General features: G+C 71.6%; 16 protein-coding genes, 1 tRNA gene and 1 pseudogene. 11 read left to right on the forward strand and 7 right to left on the reverse strand.

The genetic code is table 11. From position 1 onward, the window contains the following. Positions 1 to 290 precede the first annotated feature (290 nt). Entirely contained in the window at positions 291 to 1,097 is an 807-nt protein-coding gene (locus tag KUM38_RS03275; RefSeq protein ID WP_217127728.1) for a pentapeptide repeat-containing protein, read from the reverse strand. Positions 1,098 to 1,746: 649 nt separating this feature from the next. On the opposite strand from KUM38_RS03275, the gene KUM38_RS03280 reads away from it, so the two are divergent. After that, complete coding sequence (locus tag KUM38_RS03280) at positions 1,747 to 1,920, forward strand: hypothetical protein (RefSeq protein WP_217127729.1); 174 nt, start codon at positions 1,747 to 1,749, stop codon at positions 1,918 to 1,920. 563 nt (positions 1,921 to 2,483) lie between these two features. On the opposite strand, the gene KUM38_RS03285 is transcribed toward KUM38_RS03280, so the two are convergent. Beyond that, complete coding sequence (locus KUM38_RS03285) at positions 2,484 to 3,230, reverse strand: hypothetical protein (RefSeq protein WP_217127730.1); 747 nt, start codon at positions 3,228 to 3,230, stop codon at positions 2,484 to 2,486. A gap of 869 nt (positions 3,231 to 4,099) precedes the next feature. Between KUM38_RS03285 and KUM38_RS03290 the strand changes: the two genes are divergently transcribed. Then, positions 4,100 to 4,522, forward strand: coding sequence for a hypothetical protein (locus tag KUM38_RS03290; protein WP_254396573.1), 423 nt, complete (start codon positions 4,100 to 4,102; stop codon positions 4,520 to 4,522). Between the two features lie 176 nt (positions 4,523 to 4,698). On the opposite strand, the gene KUM38_RS03295 is transcribed toward KUM38_RS03290, so the two are convergent. Then, a tRNA-Arg gene (locus tag KUM38_RS03295) sits at positions 4,699 to 4,774 on the reverse strand. A 322-nt stretch (positions 4,775 to 5,096) separates the two neighbouring features. Here KUM38_RS03295 and KUM38_RS03300 point away from each other — a divergent pair. The 6 genes and pseudogenes from KUM38_RS03300 to KUM38_RS03325 all read left to right on the forward strand — a co-directional run. Continuing rightward, a complete protein-coding gene (locus KUM38_RS03300) occupies positions 5,097 to 6,707 on the forward strand; it encodes a dynamin family protein (protein WP_217127731.1) in 1,611 nt (536 codons plus the stop codon). Positions 6,708 to 6,710: 3 nt separating this feature from the next. Further along, positions 6,711 to 8,519 carry a YfjP family GTPase gene (locus KUM38_RS03305; RefSeq protein WP_217127732.1) on the forward strand — a complete coding sequence of 603 codons (1,809 nt, stop codon included), beginning with the start codon at positions 6,711 to 6,713 and terminating at the stop codon, positions 8,517 to 8,519. A gap of 268 nt (positions 8,520 to 8,787) precedes the next feature. Then, positions 8,788 to 9,267 carry a single-stranded DNA-binding protein gene (locus KUM38_RS03310; protein ID WP_217127733.1) on the forward strand — a complete coding sequence of 160 codons (480 nt, stop codon included), beginning with the start codon at positions 8,788 to 8,790 and terminating at the stop codon, positions 9,265 to 9,267. A 280-nt stretch (positions 9,268 to 9,547) separates the two neighbouring features. Further along, positions 9,548 to 10,960 carry a Cys-Gln thioester bond-forming surface protein gene (locus KUM38_RS03315; protein WP_217127734.1) on the forward strand — a complete coding sequence of 471 codons (1,413 nt, stop codon included), beginning with the start codon at positions 9,548 to 9,550 and terminating at the stop codon, positions 10,958 to 10,960. Positions 10,961 to 10,997: 37 nt separating this feature from the next. Further along, positions 10,998 to 11,441, forward strand: coding sequence for a hypothetical protein (locus KUM38_RS03320; RefSeq protein WP_254396575.1), 444 nt, complete (start codon positions 10,998 to 11,000; stop codon positions 11,439 to 11,441). Between the two features lie 52 nt (positions 11,442 to 11,493). Beyond that, positions 11,494 to 11,787 (forward strand): annotated as a pseudogene (locus KUM38_RS03325) (IS5/IS1182 family transposase); the annotation flags it as partial. Positions 11,788 to 11,972: 185 nt separating this feature from the next. Here the strand turns inward: KUM38_RS03325 and KUM38_RS03330 are convergent. Together KUM38_RS03330 and KUM38_RS03335 are read right to left on the reverse strand one after the other, a co-directional pair. After that, entirely contained in the window at positions 11,973 to 12,440 is a 468-nt protein-coding gene (locus tag KUM38_RS03330) for a DUF4240 domain-containing protein (RefSeq protein ID WP_217127886.1), read from the reverse strand. Between the two features lie 124 nt (positions 12,441 to 12,564). Further along, positions 12,565 to 13,083, reverse strand: a complete 519-nt coding sequence (locus KUM38_RS03335) for an HAD domain-containing protein (RefSeq protein ID WP_217127735.1) — start codon at positions 13,081 to 13,083, stop codon at positions 12,565 to 12,567. Between the two features lie 192 nt (positions 13,084 to 13,275). Between KUM38_RS03335 and ettA the strand changes: the two genes are divergently transcribed. From ettA to KUM38_RS03350, 3 genes are read left to right on the forward strand one after another with little or no spacing between them, the layout of a single operon-like run. Then, positions 13,276 to 14,940: an energy-dependent translational throttle protein EttA gene (gene ettA / locus KUM38_RS03340; protein WP_217127736.1), complete on the forward strand. Its 1,665-nt coding sequence runs from the start codon at positions 13,276 to 13,278 to the stop codon at positions 14,938 to 14,940. 4 nt (positions 14,941 to 14,944) lie between these two features. After that, complete coding sequence (locus KUM38_RS03345) at positions 14,945 to 15,364, forward strand: thioesterase family protein (RefSeq protein WP_217127737.1); 420 nt, start codon at positions 14,945 to 14,947, stop codon at positions 15,362 to 15,364. Then, the gene (locus tag KUM38_RS03350) at positions 15,361 to 16,026 is read left to right on the forward strand and encodes a hypothetical protein (protein WP_217127738.1); all 666 of its coding nucleotides are present in this window, start codon (positions 15,361 to 15,363) and stop codon (positions 16,024 to 16,026) included. Before KUM38_RS03345 ends, KUM38_RS03350 begins: the two co-directional genes overlap by 4 nt. A 14-nt stretch (positions 16,027 to 16,040) precedes the next feature. Here the strand turns inward: KUM38_RS03350 and KUM38_RS03355 are convergent, their stop codons facing one another. Both KUM38_RS03355 and KUM38_RS03360 read right to left on the reverse strand, forming a co-directional pair. Beyond that, positions 16,041 to 17,006 (reverse strand): ABC transporter ATP-binding protein, encoded by a 966-nt coding sequence (locus tag KUM38_RS03355; protein ID WP_217127739.1) that lies wholly within the window; start codon positions 17,004 to 17,006, stop codon positions 16,041 to 16,043. Between the two features lie 58 nt (positions 17,007 to 17,064). Further along, positions 17,065 to 19,812: an FtsX-like permease family protein gene (locus KUM38_RS03360; protein WP_374227032.1), complete on the reverse strand. Its 2,748-nt coding sequence runs from the start codon at positions 19,810 to 19,812 to the stop codon at positions 17,065 to 17,067. Positions 19,813 to 19,820 lie beyond the last annotated feature (8 nt).

Here is a 19,820-nt window from a genome sequence, read left to right on the forward strand (position 1 = left end):
CGGCGTCTTTGGACTAGCCGCCCGCTGCTGAAGCAAGGACTGCCGCGAGCGTGTCGCGTACGAGCGGTAAGTGAGTGAGCGGCGCGAGAAACGCGCCCCTATCGAACGCGTCGGAACCCTCCACGCCACCAGACTGATCGAGGTGGCCCGCATCGGCCCCCCACGCCGAACAGCTCGAGCAAGCCTTCATCGCCCGTTTCCTACTTCCCGCGTTCAACCTCAAGGAACTCCGGAGTGCAGGCTTACCGGATTTCCCTGCGATGCGAGAGGACGGGTGAGCGGGGATCAACTTACGGGCTTCGATCGACGTCGATAATTCCCATCTCACGGCGCCCTTCAGCGCTGAGTCCGGTGGGCCAGACTGTTGTCGCATCTGCGTGCGCGCCGGCTAGCAGTGTTTCGCTAAGCACCGTGTCGCTGAGATCGGTGCCACGCAAATTCGCGCCGCGAACGTCAGATCGGCGCAGGCTGGCCCCTTGTAGATGTGCGCGACTGAGGTTCGTGCCCTTGAGGCTCGCACCATCGAGGAGGGCCCTCCGAAGGTCGGCATTTGTAAAGTCAGAGTGATCGAGTTGAGCGCCAGTCAATGCGGCCCGAGCAAGGTTGGAGTGGCGAAACAGGGTCCGACTCAATCGGGCATCACGGAGCGATATTCCGCGCAGATCCACTCGTGACAGGTAGAGTTTAGGATCTTCTGGGGTTCTGGGACGGCGCTCCAAGACCCACATGGCGGCCTGAACATCCGGGGCGCGGACGTTCATCACCGGCAGTTGTTCATTCACTGAGGTGGTTGGGTGCTCCGGTCCGTCGGCAGCGCCAACTGGCCAAGTGAGTCTGCCGCGAACGAAAGCGCCTAGAAGGAATTGAATCGGGTCACGGTCAGCGGGAGAATTCTTGGCGATACGTTCGAGTGCATAGATCCCGCCGATGCGGACGTTGATGTCCCCATTACCGATCTGGTCCACAGCCCGGGTGAAGCGCTCAGTGATGTGGCTTTCCCGGCTGACGTGGACCTGCCGCCAAGTCGCCGCGGCGCCAATAACCACCAACAACCCCACGCAGCTTTGAAGAATCGCCGATCGCGCGTCGTTGGCCAAGCGAGACTGAGCTTGCTGCAGCTCAATGCGCGCCTGTGCGCTCCCAACGCCACGCAGATCCGCTGCACTTAGGGGAGGGTAAAGCAGACGAGGCACCAGGGTGATCGTGCTTACGAGGATTATGAGCACACCAGACGCCGCCAACGTTGCGCCCCAGACTGTGCGCCGACTCACGCTACTGACCACGATCCCCCCGACCCCCCTAGTCCGTCAGCCCATGGTGCCGTGAAGACTCTCAGCTTGGGAAGCTGAGGCGACTCGTAGCGGTTCACCTGCCTGAGCTGCGGCGGGGCAGCGCCGGTGTTTGGCGGGCGGCCGGCTGGTTCCCCGGTGTTCCCTGAGGTTCCCCCGTAGTGCGGGAGTGGCACGGTCCTGCGGTGGCGGTGAGGCAGCTGACTTTTGTCGCACCTGGGCGGCGGCTTTCGCTGTCTGGCCGGTGTTCACTAGGCGCATGACAGGCAGTTCAGAGCAGCACCGATTGAGAAGTGTGATCTCTGCCCTCTGCGATGCCGTCCCCGTAGATCTTCGACGGTCTCCCCTCGGCTGGGCTGGCGTACGGGCGTGGGAAGCCGCTCACGGCATCGAGCTACCAGAGCCCTACCGTACGTTCGTCGCGGAGGTTTCCAACGGTTCGTCGGAGGGTGCATCCATGGCTCACCGACTCGTTCCGTTGGGAAGACTGCCTGAGAACTGGCTGAGCTGGAAGGCCGATTGTTGGCTCAGCCCCGAACCATTCGATGGAACGGCCGAACGCAAGTTCACCGAGTCGTTCCCGCTGACGGAGGAGTGGCAGTGGGAGTACGACTACCTACGACCACGATGAGCACTCACCTCTCCTCCACGGCATCTATCGGAACGGCTCGGTCCTCCTGGGTGGCAACCGTGACTGTGAGTTCTGGGTACTCGTGGTCACGGGGTCTCAGCGGGGCCGGGTCTGGTGGCTAGGGGATGGATGTGCGGCTCCGTATGCGGACGCGGGGGAGGAAAGCGAGCCTGAGGCCGACTTCGTGGCCTGGTTCCAGGAGTGGCAAGCCGACCGAAGCTGGTGGTCCGAGCACGTCGACGGGTAGGTCTCATCGGACGGTCGCCTGAGCGGCCGAAGGGCCTGCCCTGACGGGCAGGCCCTTGTGCTCGGCCTTCTGATCCGTAGCTCTGTAGAGATCGGTCATGGGAGGTCGTACAGGCTGCCGGGAAGCCCATGGGGGGGCAGCGTGGGGCCCTGCCGGTTGCTGGGGTTGCTGTACTTCTCTGCCGTACAGCCGGGTTCCGGTGGGGACTACTCAGGACGCCGGTAGCGCGCGCCATGCTCGTACGGTCACCCCGCGAGCCGCCTCTTGTGTCTCTCACCTGCTGCAGTGGTCCGACGGTGGGCCGTGCGCGTATCGGTCAGAAGGGAGGTTCGAGATCGCCGCGGCCATCGCTGTGTGGCCCCCGGTCCCAGGGCTCTTCTCGGAAAGGTTCAGGGGCGGGGACGTCGTGGCCCCATGCTTCGAGTGCTTTCCGGGCAACGCGCCGGTTGGGGTCGTCGCTGCTGGTGTCCAGGATGGCGCGCGCGTGCACGGCGAGGTGATCGCGGTGCTCGGCGAGCGCGGGGTGTTCGGCGAGGATGAGCGCGGCGATGACGGCGGCTTCGCGCACGTCCTCGTGGCTGTCCTGGAGGAAGGGCGCGACGGCCCGGTAAAGCATCGGGCGCAGGTCCCGGAAGGCCGCCACGGTGGTGTCGTGGGTGAGGAAGCCAGGGAAGTACTGCTCTACGCGGCCAACAATCTCGTCGGAGGCGTCGTAGGCCGTGGAGACCAACCAGTTCAACAGCGTCGCGCGGATGGGGACATTGCGATAGGGCCGGACGGTCATGGCCGCCGGGTGGGTGAGGATGCCGGCGACATACATGGCGACGGGGGCGGTGGCTTCGTAGATGGTGTTCTGGTGGCCGACCAGCTCGCCCAGCTCCGACAAAGCGGAGACCTGAACCTTGGGATCGGGCTCCAACAGCCGTGCCAGAACCCTGGGAAGGTCCTCACCGTTCCCGAAAGCCGTCTGGAGCGAACCCCAATCAGTCTCCGCCAGGACCACCTGGTAGGGCGGCAAGTCAGGCTCGCGGGGCGTCCCGGCGTTGGGACGGCTGTGGTTCACAGGCCAAACCTGGACCGGACTTCTGACACGATTCCCTTCCGGGCCAACTCGGTCTGCGGTCCTGCCGCAGGCGGCTGCTGCATGTGTGGCATGTCATCAGTTTGGAAGATCGCGTACGCGGACCGGGGGGACCGTGACCTGTGCGTTTCCGGGGTGCTTGCCAATGTTCCCCGCTGTTCCCCGTTGGTCGCTGCCTGATCGGGCACACGAGGGACACACAGTCGCGTCGCTCTCGCAGGCTCGTGGGCTGTGAGTCCAGTCATACAGAGTGCGCCGTCGTCACGTACGTCGGAGGCGTATGCAACATGAGCGTATGAGTCCTGCGTTAAGCCGGATGGTCGGCACAGCGACCCTCCTCACTGGCATCGCCGTCGCGTTCTGGGTTGTCTTCGGTCGTCCTCAAGAGTGGGAGGGCGATATGAGGTGGCTCCGTCATGGCCTTGCGCTGGCGTCGGTCGGAGCGATCAGCCTCGGCGCTCGGCTGATGTTTCCCGGCACCGACGAAGCACCGAACACCGCGTCCGACTAGGTCGGTGGAGCGGCTTTGGGCGGGAGCTGCTTTGGGGCGAGTGATCTTGGCCCCGTAAGCTTCCGGCGCGTCGGGCAGTCTGTGGACCTGCCCGGTAAAGCACGACGTTGGGGCCATGATCTTCGAGGCTCGCCCCAAAGTGGCTGCCTGAAGCCGTGGAGCCGACCGCCCCAGCCGCAGAGGGTGTCTCCCACCTTCATGCCCGCTGCCGAGCGCGCTGCCGGGCGCGGCCAGCCGGGGCGCAGACAGGAGGCAGGCCGCGCCGGAGAGGCGGCGCGCGCTCGCGCCGCGCGCGGGCCTTGATGAGGCAGGGAAGTCTTATCCCGCTGGGATGAGTTGATTGAGGGGTCGTGCGGAGGGTGAGGCAGGCATCGGGCCGGGGCATGCGGCGCTCACGCGCAGCCTGCGGCAGCGCATCCAGGGCGAGCGGTTGCGGCCGGGTGATCTGTTGTTCCAGGGGGAGTCGGGCGGCATTCTCGCCGGGTCGGTCATCCGTCGGGTGTGGCGTGGTGCGCGCAGGGTCGTGCTGCTTCCGTACGTCTTCGAGTCGTCGGCCGGGCGGCGCGTGTATGACAATCGGCACACGCGCCTGGCCAAGTGGCTCAACGACGGCATTCCGCCCGCCCGGGTGGCGGAGTGGGCCGGGAACAGTGTGGCTGTGCTGCTCGCCACATACGTCCGGGGCGTCTACGGGCGGTTGCCGGATCTGAAGCGGCGGCTCGGGGCCGCGGGTGATCTGCCGGAGGGGCCCGGTGTCGGCTGATCCTCCGGGCGGGGATTTCGACACGCGTTCGACACGGTCACCCGCGAAAACCCAGGTGACAGCCGGACGGCCCCGGAGCCCTCCCTTGATCGTCAAGAGGGCGTCCGGGGTTTCGTCGTGGCGGCCGGTAATGGCTCTGACCAGCGGAAAGCCCTCCCGAAGGGGAGGGTGGAGACTGGCGCCCCCGGCAGGACTCGAACCTGCGGCCAAGCGCTTAGAAGGCGCCTGCTCTATCCACTGAGCTACGGGGGCCGGTGTGGTGGCCTGTCGTCGTGGTGCCCGGGTCCGGGCCTGTCCGTGACGTTGCCGGAGACAAGGATAGGGCTCCCGCATCCTTGCCCCCTGTCGCCTCGCCTCCGTGGCTCGATGTGGAGGTTCGGTGAAGCGGTCCTGATAATCGCAGGCAGGTACGAATCGTGCACCGCTTTTGGTCTCTCGCGCACCGGGTGTTGTGCACTCGTTATGCCTGGAGCGCGTACGCGTCGCGGTCGTCCCTTCCGCCCCTTGTGTCCTGTCGGCGCGCAGGCATACTCATATGCTTCAGAATTCCCCCAAAATTGGGCATTCTTCGCATGTGGTGACCTTGGACGTACGGCCCCAGCTGCTCGACGCGCTCTCCGCCCTGCGCGACCGTGTCGCCGCCGCCCGCTTCCCGCTGCCCCTGGCGGGGGCCGCACGCGCGCGTGCCAACCGCGACGAACTGCTCGCGCAGCTCGACGACTATCTGGTGCCCCGGCTGAGAGATCCCGAAGCGCCCCTGCTGGCCGTCGTCGGAGGATCCACCGGAGCCGGGAAGTCCACCCTGGTGAACTCCCTGGTGGGCCGCCGGGTCAGCGAGGCGGGCGTGCTGCGGCCCACGACCCGGACACCGGTGCTCGTCTGCCATCCGGAGGACCACCACTGGTTCAGCGGGATGAGGGTGCTGCCCGACCTCACGCGCGTGTGGGTGCCCCACCACCGGGACCCCGCGGACGACCTGCTCCTCCCCGGTGAGAACCCCGCGCGGGTGCTGCGCGTCGAGACCGCCGACACCCTGCCGCCCGGCCTCGCCCTCCTGGACGCGCCCGACATCGACAGCCTCGTCTCCGACAACCGGGTCCTCGCCGCCGAACTCATCAGCGCCGCGGACATCTGGGTCATGGTCACCACCGCCGCCCGCTACGCCGACGCCGTGCCCTGGCACATGCTGCGCACCGCCAAGGAGTACGACGTCACCCTGGTGACCGTCCTGGACCGCGTGCCCCACCAGGTCGTCTCCGAGGTGTCACGGCAGTACGGCGCCCTGCTCACCAAGGCCGGACTCGGCCACGTACCGCGCTTCACCGTGCCCGAGCTGCCCGAGTCGGCCTGGGGCGGCGGACTGCTGCCCGCCACCGCCGTGGCCTCGCTGCGGACCTGGCTGGTCCACCAGGCGCTGGATCCCGCGGCCCGGCAGTACGTGATGGCCCGCACCGCGTACGGCGTCCTCGGCTCCCTCGACTCCCGCATGCCCGAACTGGCGGGTGCCGCCGCCGCGCAGTACGCGGCCGCGCTGCGGCTCACCGCCGCCATCGACGGGGCGTACGACAGCGAGCACGCGCGCGTGCGGGGCCGGCTGCAGGCCGGGGCCGTACTCGCCGGTGACGCGCTCAGACGGTGGCGCGCCTTCCCCCTGGACTGCACCCCGGGCGAACTCCTCGACGCCCTGGTGGAGAGCCTGAGCGCGCTGCTGCTGTGCGCCGTCGCCGCCGCAGACGAACGCGTCGACGACGCCTGGCGGCGCGAACCCGCGGCGGACGCCCCCGAGCTCGCCGGCCGCGACACCGTGCCCGAGAGCACCGAGCACCGCATCGGACTGGCCGTACGGCGCTGGCGGCGCGAGCTCGAGGAGTACGCCGAGGACGAGGTGCGGGTGCTGGACCGCAGCACCGCGCCCGACCCCGAGACGGTCGCCGCGCTGGTCGCCACGGCCCTGCTGGGCGGCCGCCGGGCCCGGACCGCCGGGGAGGGGATCGCCGAGCGGATCGGCGCGCACGGCGCGCTGCGGCTGCGCGACCGGGGCGGACGGCTGCTCGTCGAGCACGTGGACCGCGTCATGCACGCCGAACGCGAACGCCGGCTCGCCCCGCTCGACGCGCTCGAGGTGCACGCGGAGCCCCAGGCCGAACTCATCGCCGCGTTGTCCGTACTGCAGAAGGAGAGGTGACCGGTGACCGCCGTCACTGACCAGGACCACACCGAGCACCCCGAGCATCCCGAGCACCCCGACCGCGAGGCCGAGGGGGCACCCCGTACGGACACCGCGAGCCCTGCGAGCCCCTGGGACGACGGGCTGATCGCGCGCCGGGCGAACGGGAGCGCCGGCGAGGAGCAGGGCGGGGTGGCGGCAACCCGCACACCCGCGCCGCAGACCGTGGCTCCGCTCGCGTACGACCCTTGGCTGCGGTCGCGGCTCGAAGCGCTGCGCGAGCTGGTGGGGCTCTCCCGCGCCCGGCTCGACAACCGGACCCTCGCGCAGGCGGGCCGGGTCCTCGAGGAGTCCACCGCGCGGCGCCGGCTCTCCGGACAGCACACCGTCGTGGCCATCGCGGGCGCCACCGGCAGCGGCAAGTCACAGCTGTTCAACGCGCTGGCCGGAGTGCCCGTCTCGGAGACCGGCGTACGGCGGCCGACCACCGCCGCACCCATCGCGTGCAGCTGGAGCGACGGCGCGGCGGGCCTCATCGAACGCCTCGGCATCCCGCCCAGGCTCAGGCGGCGCCCCCTCCAGGCGACCGCGGACGCCGACGAGCGGCTGCGCGGGCTGGTCCTGGTCGACCTGCCCGACCACGACTCGGCGGCCGTCCAGCACCGGGAGCAGGTGGACCGCGTCCTGGGACTGGTCGACGCGGTCATCTGGGTCGTCGACCCCGAGAAGTACGCCGACGCCATGCTGCACGAACGCTATCTGCGGCCCATGGCGGCCCACGCGGAGGTCATGTTCGTCGTCCTCAACCAGACCGACCGGCTGCCCGGGGAGGCCGCCGAGCAGGTCCTGGACGATCTGCGGCGGCTGCTCGACGAGGACGGCATCGTCCTGGGGGAGTACGGCGAACCCGGTACGACCGTGCTGGCGCTGTCCGCGCTCACCGGGGACGGGGTCGGCGAGCTGCGGGAATCGCTCGCCCGGTTCGTGGCCGAACGCGGGGCCCCGGCCCGGCGGATCTCCGCGGACGTGGACATCGCGGCGGCCCGGCTGTGGCCGGTGTACGCCACCCGCCGACGCACCGGGCTGAGCGAGGAGGCGCGCGAGGAGTTCGCCGACCGGCTCGCGGACGCCGTGGGGGCCACCGCCACGGGCGAGGCGGCCGAACGCGCGTGGCTGCGCAATGCCAACCGCGCGTGCGGCACGCCCTGGCTCCGGCTGTGGCGCTGGTGCCAGGAGCGGAGCGAGCCGTCCACCGGCCGGGTCGCCCTGCGCGGTCAGCCCGACGCGGAGGCGACGGCCCGGCAGCGCGTGGAGCAGGCGGTGCGCACGGTGGCCGACCGCGCCTGCGCCGGACTGCCGGCGCCGTGGGCGCAGGCGGTGCGGGAGGCGGCCGTACGCGGCTCCCAGGGCCTGCCGGAGGCGCTGGACGAGCTGGCCGTACGCGCGGGACTGCCGCCGGGGAGGCCGCCGCGGCCCGGGTGGTGGCCGCTGGCCGTGTTCGCCCAGGTGTCGATGACGGTTCTTCAGTTCATCGGCGGGCTGTGGCTGCTGGCACAGATCGTCGGGGTCGTGGCGCCGAACCTGGGGGTGCCGGTGCTGCTGATGGTGATCGGCATCGTCGGCGGCCCGCTCGTCGAGTGGAGCTGCCGCATGGCGGCCCGGGGGCCCGCCCGGCGGTACGGGCAGGAGGCGGAGAGACGGCTGCGGGAGGCGGCTGCGGGGTGCGGCCGGGCCCGCGTCCTGGACCCGGTGGCGGCGGAGCTGCTGCGGTACCGGGAGGTGCGGGAGCAGTACGGGCGGGTCGTGGGGGCGGGGACCGGCCGCGCTTGACGGCGGCGGGGGCCGACCGCGCTTGACGGCGGCGGGGCAAGACGGGTCCGGGGCGGAGCACCTCGTTCGGGTGGCGGGGATGTCCACAGACCGGAGGTGGTCCACAGCGCTCAGCGGGCCCGGCCCGACGGAGGCAGTCTGGCCGCACGGCGATCGCGGGACGGCTCGCGGTCGCCCTGCCGGACGGCAGCCGTACGGGACGGGCCCGTACGCGTACCGGCCCGGCGCCGGTGTCGTAGCCGGCGGACGGGCGAGGGAGGGAAACACGATGAACGAGACGATGGTGTGCGTGGTGGGCAACGTGGCGACGCGGCCGGTGTACCGGGAGACGGCGTCCGGCCCCGCGGCCAGGTTCCGGATCGCGGTCACGTCCCGGTACTGGGACCGGGAGAAGAGCGCCTGGGCGGACGGGCACACCAACTTCTTCACGGTGTGGGCGAACCGGCAGCTCGCCACCAACGCGGCGGCGTCGCTGTCGGTGGGCGAACCGGTGATCGTCCAGGGCAGGCTGAAGGTGCGTACGGAGACGCGCGAGGGGCAGCAGGGGTGGATGTCGGCGGACATCGACGCGGTGTCGATCGGCCACGACCTCGCCCGGGGCACGGCCGCCTTCCGGCGCGCACAGCGACCGGAGCAGGCCTCCGCGCCGGAGCGCCCCGAGCCCAACTGGGAAAGCGGAACAGAGAATTCGGCGATCGCGGACGGAACCGCACCCCAACGGCAGCCGGAGCCCGCAGCGGTGACATGAGGTCAGTGATCCGGCCTCGGTGCCGGTGCTGACCGAACTGAGGCTTATCGACGGATGCATACCGAACCATCCCGGGTGGATTTGTCGATAAGCCCTGCCCGCGGCGGCTTCCGCGATAACGATTCCGAGTCGGATCACTCCTCCGACGCGATCACCGGCAAGCGTGCATCGCCGTCTCCTTAGGATGCCGGGCATGGCTCCCGGGACTCTCGGGGCCGGTGATTCTGCTGGTGGGACCATCACCCCCCACGTCAACGGGTCCCACCCGGGAAGGATTTCGGTGTTTGCTTCGTTCTCCGCGGGGCCCGCGCGCGGACGCGGGTCGGCCCGCCTCGCCGCAGGGACGCTGGTGTCCGGACTCGTCGCCACAGCCGTACTGGCCGGTGCCGGGACGGCGGCCGCCGACGAGGAGACGGCACCGGATCACAGCGGGGCGGCCGCGACCATAAGCGGACTCAAGACCTACGGCGCGGCCGTGATACGCGGCGCCGCCAGGGACCAGCAGGTGTCGGCGGGACTGTTCGAGATGTCCGTCGAGGGCGGCGGCATGCTGCAGACCTACTGCGTCGACATCCAGACGCCCACGCAGAAGGACGCCAAGTACCACGAGACCGCCTGGAGCGGGACCTCGCTGGGCGCCAACGAGGACGCCGGCCGGATCCGCTGGATCCTGCAGAACTCCTACCCGCAGGTCAACGACCTCGCGGCACTCGCGAAGAAGGCCGGCGTACGCGGCCGGCTCACCGAGCAGGACGCGGCGGCCGGCACGCAGGTGGCCATCTGGCGGTACTCCGACGACGTCTCCGTGGACGCCGCCGACCCCCAGGCCGAGCAGCTCGCCGACTACCTGCAGAAGAACGCCCGCGACGAGGAGGAGCCCAAGGCGTCGCTGGCTCTGGACCCGCCCGCGGTCTCCGGCCGCCCGGGTGAGCCGGTCGGTCCGGTGACGGTGCGCACGGACGCGCGCAGCGTGACCGTCTCCCCGCCGGCGGACGCCGCCACGAGCGGGGTGCGGATCGTGGACAAGAACGGCGAGCCCGTCACCACCGCGGCCGACGGCAGCCAGATCTTCTTCGAGGTGCCCGAGGACGCGGCGGCGGACACCGCGGAGCTCACCGCGCAGGCGTCGACCACGGTGCCCGTCGGCCGTGCCTTCGTCTCCGAGAGCCGGAGCCAGACGCAGATCCTCGCCGGTTCCAGCGAGTCGACCGTCTCGGCGACGGCGAGCGCCACCTGGGCGCTCAAGGGCGCGATACCCGCGCTGTCCGCCCGCGAGAACTGCGCCAAGGGCGGTGTGGACGTCACCGTCGCCAACCAGGACGACGAGCCGTTCACCTTCGAAGTGGCGGGTGCGGAGCACACCGTCGCGGGCGGAGAGTCCCGGACGGTGACGGTTCCGCTGAGCGAGGACCGGCCGTACGACTTCACGGTCGAGGGGCCGGGCGGCTTCGAGCAGCGGTTCACCGGCATGCTCGACTGCCTCACCCGAGCCGCCGAGATCGGCACCACCACCCACACCCTCACCGGTCCGAGCCCCACTCCCGTCGCCGGCACTCCCACCGACACCAACCTCGCCGAAACCGGTTCCTCCAGCGCCACCCCGTGGATCGCCGGCACCGCCATCGCCCTGGTCGTCCTCGGCGGAGCGGGCCTGGTCGTCGCCCGCCGCAGGAACACCCCCTCCGGGGACTGAGGCACCCCTGGTGCCCGGTGCGCCGACGTCCGGCGGCATGAGCGGAACGGGGGCCGGAATCCGCGCGGCTGCCGCCGTGGCCGTTTCGGGACTGCTGCTGGCGGGGTTGCCCGCGCTGTACTTCCTGACCGTCCACGGCTGTGGCGAGGAGGAGGACCGGCTGGCCGAGGTGATGTCCGGCGAGACGGTACTGGACGCGGCTCCGGAAGGGGCGGGCCGGAAGGACCGCTACCAGGAGTGCGACGACGACGACCGCTTCGTCGTCGTGGGGGCGCGGTACCGGTACGACGGCTCCTCGGAGAACGCCCTGCGGTACTACGGGGAGGCGGCCCGCGCCGACGGCTGGCGACCGCGGACCGCGCCCGGTTGCTTCACCAAGCCGATGGGAGGCACGACCGCTTACCTCGGTGTGGAGGGTCCGGACGACGGCCTCCTCCACGTGGAGATCGTCGCGGACCGCGCGAAGTCGCAGTGGTGCTGAACACCGACGACGGCGAACACCGCCCCCGGGCCGACCGGCCGGGACCACACGGAAAAGCGCCTGCTCTCCAAGGTCCGGCAGACGGCCCGGCAAGCCGCACGGGGACCAGGGGTACGACTACCGGCACCTGAGGCGGCGGCCGCCCGTCCTCCCGCGGCATCCGGCACCGCCTCGCCCGCAGGGGCATCGAGTCATCCAGACGCCTGGGCCGGCACCGCCGGGTGTGGAGCGGACCGTGTCCCGGTTGCCCTGGTCGTCCTGGCTGTCCGGCTGTCGACGCCTCCACCGCCGCCACGAGCGCAAGCCGGAACACTTCCTCGCCTTCACCGCTGTCACCGCGACCCTTCAGAGGCTATGGGGGCCTGCCGGTGCAGGACTGCGCCGGCACAGGCCAGGACGACGGCAAAATTTGCCGGCAGACAGACGAACACGAGCCAGACCGATGAGCAGCAGCATGCCCATCAAGAACAGCAGCACGATGTCTCCTTGTCTCTTTCTCGCAGGGAGGAAGCACGATGGGTGAGGAACCGGTCAGTCCCGCGGCTGGGGCCAGCCGTCCCGGTTGGAGAAGCTCTCGACGCAGTACCGGGTCGGGCGGTCCCACTCCTCGCCGGTGGCCAGCTCGTACGCCATGCCCGGCACGTACAGAAACCGTTCGCCGTCGTACTCGGAGGAGGTGTACGGGGCGAACTTCGCGGGGTCGAAGAAGACGCTCTCCCACACGGCTTGTCCCGCGGCCACCACAGCGCAGCGGGTGTACAGGAACACGTCGGCCGACTGCGGGAAGGGGCTGCCGTACCGGGCCGTCAGGTCGACGACGGGGAGGGTGCCGAACTTCTCCTGGTCCAGACGGTGGAGAGCCTCGGCATGGCGTTCCGCGAAGCCGATGATGTCGGGGACGGAGCGGCGGCTCAGTTCTTCGGCGAGGCGTTGGCAGTTCGCCCGGGTGGCCTTGCCGTTCAGGGTGGCTGTCAGTGCCCAGAAGTCGGCCCATGTCATTCTCACGGGCGCAGGATGTCAGGGCGGTCCGACAGGAGAAGGAGCATCGGCCACGGCTGACATCGACAGCGGCGGACGGGGCGGTCCCGGCGGGGGCCGCACCGCCGGACTCCTGGGGTGGTGCTCATCCCGGCGCGACGGCATCGAGCCACCCGGCGAGCGTGTGGAAGTCGGCGTCTTCGAGGCCCTTGGCCGGGTCGATCCGATGAAGCAGTGACGGCCCGGGGTGGCCGGCGGCGACCCAGAGACGGTCCATGGCGCCGATCTCGTCGTCGACCCAGACGAACGGCCGGCCGTCGGCCCACTCGACAAGGGGACGGGTCTTCCAGTGCAGACCCCGCGGGCCTTCCTCCGCGTCGGCGTCCGGCCACTCCACCACGGGCAGCCTCGGCAGCCCGATGCGCGGGGCGACGACCTCGTTCGCCGCCTCCATCCACGTCGTCGCCCACACGAGACGGCAGCCCAGAGCCATGAGGCGCGCCCCGATCCCGGGGGCGAGCCGGGGCAGCAGCGGGTTCCCTCGATCGGCGGGCGCCGAGGCGGCGACGGTAGCGGCCCGCGGGTGACCGGACGGCGACCCGAACGGGATCAGGGGCCCGTCGACGTCGAGGAAGAGGAGGGGGCGCTCCACCGCGCTGGTCACGGCGGCACGATAGCCCGAGAACGACCGGCGGCAACCGGCGGCGACCGGCAGTGACAGTCGGGTCTCCGGCGCCGTCCGTGAAACCCCAGGTCGGAGGCCCCGGACCATACGGGTTTCCCCCGAGGGGTAGCGGTCGGGCAAGATGGGGTGTATCTGCCCACTGCCAGATTTCAAGCTGCCGGACGGTTTCTCTTGGCTGAGTACATCTACACCATGCGCAAGGCGCGCAAAGCGCACGGCGACAAGGTGATCCTCGACGACGTCACCCTGAGCTTCCTGCCCGGGGCGAAGATCGGTGTCGTCGGTCCGAACGGCGCTGGTAAGTCGACGGTCCTGAAGATCATGGCGGGCTTGGAACAGCCGTCGAACGGTGACGCCTTCCTCACTCCCGGTTACACCGTGGGCATCCTGCTCCAGGAGCCCCCGCTGAACGAGGACAAGACCGTCCTGGAGAACGTCCAGGAGGGTGTCGCCGAGGTCAAGGGCAAGCTCGACCGGTTCAACGAGATCGCCGAGCAGATGGCGACCGAGTACACCGACGAGCTCATGGACGAGATGGGCAAGCTGCAGGAGCAGCTCGATCACGCCAACGCCTGGGACCTCGACGCCCAGCTGGAGCAGGCCATGGACGCCCTGGGCTGCCCGCCCGGCGACTGGCCGGTCGCGAACCTCTCCGGTGGCGAGAAGCGCCGCGTGGCGCTGTGCAAGCTGCTCCTCGAGGCGCCCGACCTGCTGCTGCTCGACGAGCCCACCAACCACCTCGACGCCGAGTCGGTGAACTGGCTGGAGCAGCACCTCGCCAAGTACGAGGGCACCGTCGTGGCCGTCACCCACGACCGGTACTTCCTGGACAACGTCGCCGGGTGGATCTGCGAGGTCGACCGCGGCCGGCTGCACGGCTACGAGGGCAACTACTCCAAGTACCTGGAGACCAAGGCCGCCCGCCTCAAGGTCGAGGGCGCGAAGGACGCCAAGCGGCAGAAGCGCCTCAAGGAAGAGCTCGAGTGGGTGCGGTCCAACGCCAAGGGGCGGCAGGCCAAGTCCAAGGCGCGTCTGGCCCGGTACGAGGAGATGGCCGCCGAGGCCGACAAGATGCGGAAGCTGGACTTCGAGGAGATCCAGATCCCGCCGGGCCCGCGCCTGGGCAGCGTGGTCGTCGAGGTCAACAACCTCACCAAGGGCTTCGGCGAGAAGCTCCTCATCGACGACCTGTCGTTCACGCTGCCGCGCAACGGCATCGTCGGCATCATCGGACCGAACGGCGCGGGCAAGACCACGCTGTTCAAGATGATCCAGGGGATCGAGGAGCCCGACTCCGGTTCCATCAAGGTCGGCGAGACCGTCAAGATCTCCTACGTCGACCAGAGCCGCGAGAACATCGACCCGAAGAAGACGCTGTGGGCGGTCGTCTCCGACGAGCTCGACTACATCAACGTCGGTCAGGTCGAGATGCCGAGCCGCGCCTATGTCTCGGCCTTCGGGTTCAAGGGCCCGGACCAGCAGAAGCCGGCCGGGGTGCTCTCCGGCGGTGAGCGCAACCGGCTGAACCTCGCGCTCACCCTCAAGCAGGGCGGCAACCTGCTGCTCCTCGACGAGCCGACCAACGACCTCGACGTCGAGACGCTCTCCAGCCTGGAGAACGCACTGCTCGAGTTCCCCGGGTGCGCCGTGGTCGTCTCCCACGACCGGTGGTTCCTGGACCGGGTCGCCACGCACATCCTCGCCTACGAGGGCGAGTCCAAGTGGTTCTGGTTCGAGGGCAACTTCGAGTCGTACGAGAAGAACAAGGTCGAGCGGCTCGGGCCGGACGCCGCGCGTCCGCACCGTGCCACCTACAAGAAGCTGACCCGGGGCTGATCTCTTGCGGCACATCTACCGCTGCCCGCTGCGCTGGGCGGACATGGACGCGTACGGCCACGTCAACAACGTGGTGTTCCTCCGCTACCTGGAGGAAGCCCGTATCGACTTCCTGTTCCGCCCGGAGAAGGACTTCAAGCAGGGGTCCGTGGTGGCGCGCCACGAGATCGACTACAAGCGGCAGCTCGTCCACCGGCACCACCCGGTCGACATCGAGCTGTGGGTCACCGAGATCAGGGCGGCGTCCTTCACCCTCACCTACGAGGTGAAGGACGACGACCTCGTCTACGTCCGCGCGTCGACGGTGATCGTGCCGTTCGACTTCGAGGCGCAGCGTCCGCGCCGGCTCACCGCGGAGGAGCGCGAGTTCCTCGAGGAGTACACGGACGACACCGCCGGCGACGAGGAGGCCGTCGCCGCATGACGGCGCTCCACCTCGCCGACGAGGGGGAGGCCGCGGATCTCGCGGCCTTCCTCTCCCGGCTGCTGCACTACGACCGTTCCGCCGCGGTGCGGCTGCAGGCGGCCGGTACGGCGCTCGCCGTCTTCGGCCGGCCGCCCTCCTTCGAGGTGCTCGCCGTCCGCGCCGTACGGCTGGCGAAGCCGTACGAGAACGGGCTGGACGTCACCCTGGACGTGACCGTGTCCGCCGGCGAGCTGCTGGAGTCGGTGGACGAGTCCGCCGCCACGGCCGTCGTGCCGGGCGCGGTGACCGGGCCGCCGTGGGCCGGGGTGCTGCCGCCGCGCGGCGGCTGGCGGGCCGAGCCCGGGCTGCCGGCGCCGCAGGAGCTGCGCGGGCTCGTCGCCGCGTCGGTCGCGGAATTCCGTTCCCGTACGGAGGAGCTGGCGCCCGAGCGGCGTACGCGGGCGGAGCTCGACCGGATCGGGCGGGAGATCTGGTCCCGCACGGTCGCGGAGACCGGGCTTCCGGTGCGGGCGGTGCACGCCGCCCAGTCGCTGGGGTTCCTGCGGGGCGGCGAACAGGGACTGTTCTCCTCGGGGTCCTGGCTCCGGCTGCGCACGCCCTACGGGTCGGTCGCCGTGCGCCGGGCGGGCCTCGGGGCGCTGGGCCTCAGCGTGCGCTGAGGCCGACCCGCGCGCTATTCCGCGCTGTCGTCCGGGCGGACGGCGATGTGGTCGGCCTCCAGTTCCAGCGCGACGCGGTCACGCATGTCCAGCGCCTTCGTGTATTCGGCGGGCAGCTGGAGGCGGCCGGCGCGGTCGAGCATGGCGTACTCGCGGGCGACGACGGTCTCGTGGCCGGTGGCCGCGTCGACCTCGCTGCGGCGCAGCACCTCGGTGGAGGTGCGGCCGTCGCGGATGGCGACCGTGCGGCGGACCTCGCCCGCCACCGCCTGGTCGTGGGTGACGATCACGACGGTCGTGCCGAGCCGTTCGTTCGCGGTGCGGAACGCGGCGAAGATCTGCTCCGCGGTGTGGGAGTCCAGTTCGCCGGTGGGTTCGTCGGCGAGGAGCACGGAAGGGTCACCCGCGAGGGCCACGGCGATGGCGACACGCTGCTGCTGACCGCCGGACATCTCGTGCGGGCGGCGGTCACGGCAGTCCGCCACCTCCAGCAGTTCCAGCAGCTCCAGCGCGCGTTCGGCGCGGGCGCGGCGCGCGGACCGGGAGCGGCCCCGGCGGCCGGCGAGCTGCATCGGCAGGGCGACGTTCTGCGCCGAGGTCAGATAGGGCAGCAGATTGCGGGAGGTCTGCTGCCAGACGAAGCCGACGACCTCACGGCGGTAGGCGAGCCGGTCCTTCGCGGTCATCGTGAGCAGATCACGGCCGGCCACGCGGGCCGCGCCGGCCGTGGGGGTGTCCAGACCGGCCAGGATGTTCATCAGGGTCGACTTGCCGCTGCCGGACGCGCCCACGAGCGCCATCAACTCGCCCTCCCGCACCAGGAGGTCCAGCCCCTGGAGCGCCTGCACCTCCACCCCGTCCGCGGTGAAGACGCGGACCAGGCGGTCGCAGGTGATGAGCGCGTCATGGCCGTAGGTCGGGCGGCCGCGGTCGGCGGCGACACGGCCGGCCAGCTCGGCGAGCGTGGGATCCGAGGTCATCGGGGGCCTCCTGCGGGGAGAAGTCGGTACGGCACGGGGGGGACGGGGCGGGGAGAGGTCATCGGGCGTCCCCCGCCCTCAGCTCCCGCACCGCGCCCCTGCGGCCCGTCCACCACGCCTGTGCCGCCGCGATGCCGACGGTCAGGGCCACCACCGTCAGGGCCGGCACCAGCAGGGACACCGGATCGGTGCGCAGCGCCGCCCGCCCCGCCGGGGACGAGGAGGCGGAGACGGCGACGGTCGTCAGGTCGATGCCGGGCGACAGCAGCCGGACGGCGGCCCACGCCGTGACCGTGCCGCCGGCCGCCGCGAGCAGCGCCTGCGGCAGGGACTCCAGCACCAGCAGGCGGCGGCCCTGGGCCCGGGTGAGGCCCATGGTGCGCAGCCGGGCCAGCAGCGCGGCGCGTTCGGGCGCGGCACGCAGCAGGGTCAGCAGCAGGGCGAGCACGGCGTACCCGGCGCCCGCCGCCACCGCCGCGGTGTAGACCCGCTCGGCACCGGACTGCAGGGGCGAGTCGACGTACTTCGCGAACTGTTCCGCGCGCAGCCGGACCTGCGCGGCGCCGCCCGCCGCCTCGCGCAGCGCGCCCGCGTCCGGCCGGTCGCCGGTCACCAGCAGCGCGGTCGGACGGGCGGGGCCGTCGGGCAGCCCGGAGCGGTCCACGACCAGGAAGTCCAGCCCGGCCAGCGCCGGGGTCTGCTCACGCACCCCCACGATCCGCACGGTGATGTCACTGCCGTCGTCCAGGCGCACCCGGAACCGTCCGGTGCCGTAGCGGTCGGCGACCTCGGGGGAGGCCAGGGCGGGCAGGGGCCCGGCACCGGACGCCTTCAGCCCGTCCGGGTCGAAGGCGCCGATGCCCGTGTGCCGGCTGAGGGCCGCGTAACCGTCCGGGTCGACACCGGCCACCGGCACGGTCGGGCCGCCGCCCGGGGGCCGGCCGTCGTAGGAGACGCTCACGGCGGTGACGTCCCGCACGCCGGGTGCGCGCCGGACCCGGTCGGCGAGACCGGACGGCAGCGCCCGCAGCCCCTCGACGCGGGCGTCGGCGCCGACGGCGAGGACGGCCGCGCGGTCCCGGGCGTCGGCCACACCGGTGAGGACGGAACCGCCGAAGGCGGCCGTGGTCAGCGCCGTCAGCAGGGCGAGCAGGGGCAGCACCGCGGACCCGGACGCACGGCCCGCGCGGGCCAGCGCCAGCGGGCCCACCACGCCCCGCAGCCGCCCGACGGGGCGGGCCAGCCCGCGCAACGGCAGCGGGTACAGACGGACCAGTACCAGCGCGGCGACCATCCCCACCAGCACCGGGGCCGGCGACACCAGCCCGTCCCCGGACGCCCCCTCGCCGTCCGGCGCACCGCGCGTGCGCAGCGCGACGACCGCGCCCACCGCCAGGGCGAGCAGCGTGAGTTCGGCGACCGTGCGACGCCGTGACGGGCGGGCCGAGGCGAGGTCGTCGCGGGCGGCGTGCACCCGCACCGCGCGGTGCGCGGCGACGGCCCGCAGCGGCAGCGCCGCACAGGCGAGCAGGGCGACGGCACCGGCGGCGGCCACGGCGTACGACGGCCGGCCCCCGTCGACCGCGAGCCGGGCGGCGGCCAGGCCCAGGACGGCCGCCGGTACGGCGACCACCGCCGTCTCCGCCAGCAGCCGGCCGGCCAGACCGCGCAGGGAGGCGCCGCGGGCGCGCAGCAGGGTCAGCTCGGCGCGGCGCCGGTCGGCGGCGAGACCGCCCGCCATGAACAGGACGACGGCCGCGACCGTGCCGGTGCCGAAGACGGCGACGCCGACCAGGGGGCCGATGACGGAGCGCAACTCGGTGTGCTCGGCGAACACCTCGTCGAGCGAGGTCTCCGAGTCCACGGCCGGCGAGGCGGCGGCACGGGCCCGCTGCAGCAGCGGGCCCGCCTCCAGGGAGGCGACGGCCGACGTCAGCCGCGGCAGGTCGTGACCGTGCAGGGCGGACACCTCGGGGGCCAGCATCCAGTACCGCTCGGGGAACCCGCCCGTGCCCGGCAGCACCGGCGCCGCCTCCGGGGGCAGCAGCAGCGCGCCGGCCCAGAACACGCTGCGCTGCGGGTCGCCGGGGACGGTCAGCAGGCTCGGGCCGCGCAGCACGGGGGTGGTCGACCAGTACGCCCCGCGCGGCGCGAGCGGTTCGACGGTGCCGGTGACCCGCACCGCGAGCGGGGCGCGCTCCACACCGGGCACGTGGACGACCGAGCCCACCTCGATGTTCAGCTTCCGGGCCGTCTCCGTGGTGACCGCGGCCTCCACCGCCGACGTCGCCGCGGTGACGTCGTCCGGGGCCGTCGGCAGCCGGCCCTCCCGCAGCCGCGAGTGACCGGCGAGCCCGCTCGGGGCGACGAGGTGGAACTCCGGGGCGATCCCGTCGGGCCGGGACAGGTACGGGTCCGGGGCCGCCAGCCGCCGGGTGGTGCGCACACCGTGGGACGACTGCCCGGGGTCGAGCGGGAGGAAGCGGCCGGACAGGGCGAGGATCTCGGCGTAGGAGCCGCGCACGGCGTCCGGGCGCAGCTGCGCCTCCCACTCCTCGTACGGCGTGAAGGCGCTGTCCTGGGAGGCGTACAGCTGGACGGTGGTGCGGCCGGGCCCGGCCGCCTCCACCGACCGGCGCAGCCCCGCGTCGCCGTACCGGTCGACCGCGAGCGGCAGCGCGGCGGCCAGGAACGCGGTCACCGCCACCAGCAGCGCGAGCGCCGCCGCCGCACCGGGAGCCGACCGCAGCCGGGTACGCACCCAGGGCGCGACCGGCCGCGCCCGTCCCGGAGTCCGCACGGTCACGTCAGTCG

The sequence above is a fragment of the Streptomyces sp. AC558_RSS880 genome (genome assembly GCF_019049255.1).
In the GTDB taxonomy this organism is placed as follows: Bacteria; Actinomycetota; Actinomycetes; order Streptomycetales; family Streptomycetaceae; genus Streptomyces.